Annotated in this window: 6 protein-coding genes; 5 read left to right on the forward strand and 1 reads right to left on the reverse strand. The window is 64.1% G+C overall.

What is annotated here, in order from left to right:
• The 5 genes from WCB02_RS30750 to WCB02_RS30770 form a co-directional block, all read left to right on the forward strand.
• Positions 1–709 (forward strand): ABC transporter ATP-binding protein (locus tag WCB02_RS30750; protein WP_423963985.1); only part of this gene is annotated, 709 nt, incomplete at its 5' end.
• Positions 699–1,622: an ABC transporter permease gene (locus WCB02_RS30755; RefSeq protein ID WP_423963987.1), complete on the forward strand. Its 924-nt coding sequence runs from the start codon at positions 699–701 to the stop codon at positions 1,620–1,622. The genes WCB02_RS30750 and WCB02_RS30755, both read left to right, overlap by 11 nt.
• Positions 1,622–2,743 (forward strand): ABC transporter permease, encoded by a 1,122-nt coding sequence (locus WCB02_RS30760; protein ID WP_423963989.1) that lies wholly within the window; start codon positions 1,622–1,624, stop codon positions 2,741–2,743. Before WCB02_RS30755 ends, WCB02_RS30760 begins: the two co-directional genes overlap by 1 nt.
• A gap of 30 nt (positions 2,744–2,773) precedes the next feature.
• Positions 2,774–3,766 (forward strand): ABC transporter substrate-binding protein, encoded by a 993-nt coding sequence (locus WCB02_RS30765; RefSeq protein ID WP_423963991.1) that lies wholly within the window; start codon positions 2,774–2,776, stop codon positions 3,764–3,766.
• A gap of 65 nt (positions 3,767–3,831) precedes the next feature.
• On the forward strand, positions 3,832–4,083 hold the full coding sequence (locus tag WCB02_RS30770) for a PilZ domain-containing protein (protein WP_423963994.1): 252 nt from the start codon (positions 3,832–3,834) through the stop codon (positions 4,081–4,083).
• Here the strand turns inward: WCB02_RS30770 and WCB02_RS30775 are convergent.
• Positions 4,067–4,700: TetR/AcrR family transcriptional regulator (locus tag WCB02_RS30775; RefSeq protein ID WP_423963996.1), on the reverse strand; the 634-nt coding region annotated here is incomplete at its 5' end. The two genes, WCB02_RS30770 and WCB02_RS30775, sit on opposite strands and share 17 nt — an antisense overlap.

The raw sequence follows: 4,700 nt of genomic DNA on the forward strand, positions 1-4,700 counted from the left end.
GTCCAATGTCAGCCTGCAAGTCGCGGAAGGCGAATTCGTCTCCTTCATCGGACCGTCCGGCTGCGGCAAGACTACGATGCTGCGGGTGATCGCCGACCTGCAGCAGCCCTCGTCGGGCACCCTTCAGGTCAACGGCATGAGCCCGGAGAAGGCGCGGCTGGCGCGCAGCTATGGCTACGTGTTCCAGGCGCCGGCGCTGTTTCCGTGGCGGACGATCGAGAAGAACCTGAAGCTGCCGCTGGAAATCATGGGATTTTCGGCAACCGAGCAGCAGCAGCGGGTCAAGCGCTACCTCTCGCTCGTCAACCTCACCGGCTTCGAGCGAAAATTTCCCTGGCAGCTTTCGGGCGGCATGCAGCAGCGGGTGTCGATTGCCAGAGCGCTTTCGTTCGACCCCGCGCTGTTGTTGATGGACGAGCCGTTCGGCGCGCTCGATGAGATCGTGCGCGACCATCTCAACGAGCAATTGCTGCAGCTTTGGCGAACCACCGAGAAGACGGTGCTGTTCGTCACCCATTCGATTCCCGAAGCGGTGTTCCTGTCGACCAAGATCGTCGTGATGTCGCCGCGGCCGGGCCGCATCATCGATATCATCGATACCGATTTTCCGCCCGAGCGCGCGCTGGAAATTCGGGAGACGCCGGAGTTCCTGAAGATCGCACAACGGGTCCGCACCGACTTGCGCGCGGGTCACTCCTATGAGGAGTAGCTCGCTGGCAATAGCCCAGCCGGCGCCGCGCGCGCCGCTCCGCCATCCGCTGGTCGCACGCTATGCGCCGATCGCAACCACGCTGCTGGCACTGGTCGCGATCTGGTACGTGGCCGCGATCGCCATGAACTGGGCGCTGGTCCGCGACGGCTTTGAGCGGGAGGAGACGCCCTACACCATCATGGACGTGCTCTCGGGCACGATGGATGCCGAACGTCCGCTATTGCCGGCGCCGCATCAGGTGGTCTCCACCTTCGTCGACGAGGTGTTCGGCTATCCGCCGCTGTCGCCTCGCAGCCTGGTCTACCACTCCCTGGTGACGCTGTCGGCGACCGTGCTCGGTTTCCTGCTCGGTTCGCTGTTCGGCATCGTGCTCGCATTGCTGATCGTGCATAGCCGCGTGCTGGAGCGCAGCCTGCTGCCGTGGATCATCTGCTCGCAGATGGTGCCGGTGCTGGCGCTGGCGCCGATCTTCATCGTGGTGCTCGGTGCGCTCGGCCTGCAGGGACTGCTGCCGAAATCGATCATCTCGGCCTATCTCTGCTTCTTCCCGGTCGCGATCGGCATGGTGAAGGGTTTCACCTCGCCCGATCCGCTGCAGGTCGAGCTGATGCGGACATGGTCGGCGACGCCGCGCCAGATGCTGTGGAAATTGCGCTGGCCGTCAGCGCTGCCCTATCTGTTCGCCAGCCTGAAGGTAGCCGTGACGATCTCGCTGGTCGGCGCCATTGTCGCAGAACTGCCGACCGGTGCCGAAGCCGGCATCGGCGCGCGGCTGCTGGCCGGCTCCTATTACGGCCAGACCGTACAGATCTGGGCCGCGCTGATCGCGTCCGCGATGTTGTCCTGGGGCCTGATCGCGATCGTCGCCGTGGTCGAACGTGTCGTGGCGCACCGCATGGGAGCGCATTGATGGACCCGCGCAAAATCCGGCTCGGATGTCTGCTCGCCGCGGGTGCCATAGCCCTTGCATTCCTGCTGCCGAGCGCCCCGCAATCGCCCGCCTTGCTGTCGCGCACGGCGATCGCATTCGCGTGCGCCGGGACCGGGCTGTTGCTGCTGGTCGCCGCCGGGCTTGCGGACATGCGGGCGACGCTGCCCGCGCTTGCCGCAGCGCTCCTGTCCGGCGGGGCATCGCTCGCGTTGCTGCGCGACCCGGCCGTCGCCGGATCGGCTGGTGCCGGTTTCTGGATGATCGTGATCGCCTGCTGGCTCGCGGCCGCGGTCGGCGTCATCAACCTGGCCGCCACGCGCCAGTTGCGGCAAAACCGGCAACGCGGCTTAAATCTGCTGGTCCCGGTGTTGTTCGGCGCGACCGTGTTCTATCTCTGGGAAGTGGCGGTGCGCGGCTTTGGCGTGTCGCCGGTGCTGTTGCCGTCGCCAAGCGCGGCGGGAGCGAAGTTCGTCTCGTCACTGCCGATTCTTGGCGCCGACTTCGTCCAGACCTTCGTTCGCGGCGTGCTGATCGGCTATGCGATCGGCTGCGGCGCCGGACTTCTGGTCGCGATCCTCGCCCACCGCTTTGAATTCCTCGGCCGCGGGCTGTTGCCGCTCGGCAATTTCTTTTCCGCGCTGCCCCTGGTCGGAATCGCGCCGATCATGGTGATGTGGTTCGGCTTCGACTGGCCCTCAAAGGCGGCGGTCGTCGCGGTGGTGACATTCTTTCCGATGCTGGTGAACGCGATGGCTGGATTATCAGCGTCCGGCCATATCGAGCGCGACCTGATGCGCTCCTACGCCGCCAGCCATCGGCAGAGCCTGACAAAACTGCATCTGCCGGCGGCGCTGCCCTTCATCTTCAATGCGCTCAAGATCAACGCGACGCTGGCGCTGATTGGCGCGATCGTTGCAGAGTTTTTCGGCACACCCACGGAAGGCATCGGGTTTCGCATCTCCACCGAGGCCGGACGCATGGCGATCGACATGGTCTGGGCGGAGATCGCGCTGGCAGCCCTTGCCGGAATGGCTTTCTACGGTTTTGTCGCGCTGGCCGAACGCGCGACAACTTTCTGGCATCCGTCATACCGGACCTAGGTCGGCAAGGTCGATAATCTGGAGTTCTCAATGAAGCACATCCTCGCACTGGCCACGGGTTTGACGGCCGCCCTCGCGCTCACCAGCGCGCAGGCCGCCGATCCCGTGACCATTCAGCTCAAATGGGTTTCGCAGGCGCAGTTTGCCGGCTATTTCGTCGCCAAGGAGAAGGGTTTTTACAAGGACGCCGGCCTCGATGTCACGATCAAGCCGGGCGGCCCCGACGTCGCACCGCCGCAGGTGATCGCGGGCGGCGGCGCCGATGTCGTCGTCGACTGGATGCCGTCCGCGCTGGCCTCGCGCGAAAAGGGCGTTCCGCTGGTCAACATCTCGCAGACCTTCAAGAAGTCTGGGCTCGAACTGACCTGCCGCGCCGACACCGGCGTCAAGAAGCCGACCGACCTGAAAGGCAAGACCATCGGCGTCTGGTACGGCGGCAACGAATATCCGTTCCTGTCCTGGATGTCGAAGCTCGGTTTCAAGACCGACGGCTCGGCCGGCGGCGTCAAGGTGATCAAGCAAGGCTTCAACGTCGATCCGATCCTGCAGAAGCAGGCCGATTGCGTCTCCACCATGACCTATAACGAATACTGGCAGGTGATCGATGGCGGCTTCAAGCCGAGCCAGCTCGTCGTCTTCAAATACGAGGACGAGGGCGTCGCGACGCTCGAGGACGGACTCTATGTGCTGGAGAAGAACCTGAAGGATCCTGCCTTCGTCACCAAGATGGCGAAGTTCGTCAAGGCGTCGATGAAGGGATGGGAATATGCCAAGGCTCATCCAGACGAGGCGGTGAAGATCATCCTCGCCAATGACTCGACCGGCGCCAAGACCGAGAAGGATCAGAGGCGCATGATGGGCGAGATCGCCAAGCTATTGGGCGATGCCGACGGCAAGCTGGACGTCAAGGATTACGACCGCACCGTCGCCACGTTGATGGCGGGCGGCTCCGATCCCGTGATCACCAAGAAGCCGGAAGGCGCGTACAGTTTTGCGGTCTACGACGCGATGAAGAAGCTGTAGATGATGAATGCGTAACCGCGTACGGATTGGAAGAACGGGACCCCGCTCCCGTTCTCCCATTGCCGATGAGTGATTCCGACAAAACTGCCGGCCCCAGGGTCCGGTCGATCCCGGCCTGGATCGTCACCAATGGCCGCGCCGACTGCGAGTGCCAGGTCCTCGACATGTCGCCGAGAGGCGCGAAAGTCGTGGTTCAGGCGAGCCCCGACATCGCTGATCGTTTCGAGCTCGCCTTCTTCGCCGATGCCGGCAAGCGCCGGTCCTGCGAGGTGATCTGGCGACGCGGCAAGATGCTGGGCGTCAGGTTTCTGGTTTAGGTCCCCTCGCATCGACGGCGGTGCCCTCGAGAAACAGGAGCGCGCAGGCTTTGGCGCGCGCTTCGATCTCCTGCCGGCTGGGCGGCGGCCGACGGCCGAACATCACGGCACGCTGCGGCTGGAATGCAAGCATGCCAAGCAGCATGCCGGCGACCGCCGCGGCATCCAGATCAGCGAGATCGAGCAGGCCTCGTCTGGCTTGCGCTCTTAGCCATCCGGCGAACGTCTCCTCGGTTCGCCTGATCGCTTTGTCGTAGAAGGTTTCGGCGACCCCTGGGGACCGCTCGCTGTCGGCAATGATCATGCGCTGCATCGCGATGACCTCGCCGTCGAGAATGAGCTCACCACACACACGCAGCGCTTCCGTCAAGGCCGCTTCGATATCCCTGCCCTCGCAGCCACGCAACTTCACCACCGACGCAAACCGGTCGATCCGGTCCGTCACCATGGCCTCGAACAGGGCCTCCTTGTTTGGAATAAGCCGATAGAGCGTCTTGGTTGAAACACTGGCGCGCCGGGCCACCTGTTCCATGCAGGTCGCGGCGTAGCCGCCGGCGGCGAACTCGCTCCGCGCCGCGTCCAGAATGATCGCGCGCGTCTCCTCGTCGGACCTGAGC

It is taken from the genome of Bradyrhizobium sp. (genome assembly GCF_049581145.1).
GTDB lineage: Bacteria > Pseudomonadota > Alphaproteobacteria > Rhizobiales > Xanthobacteraceae > Bradyrhizobium.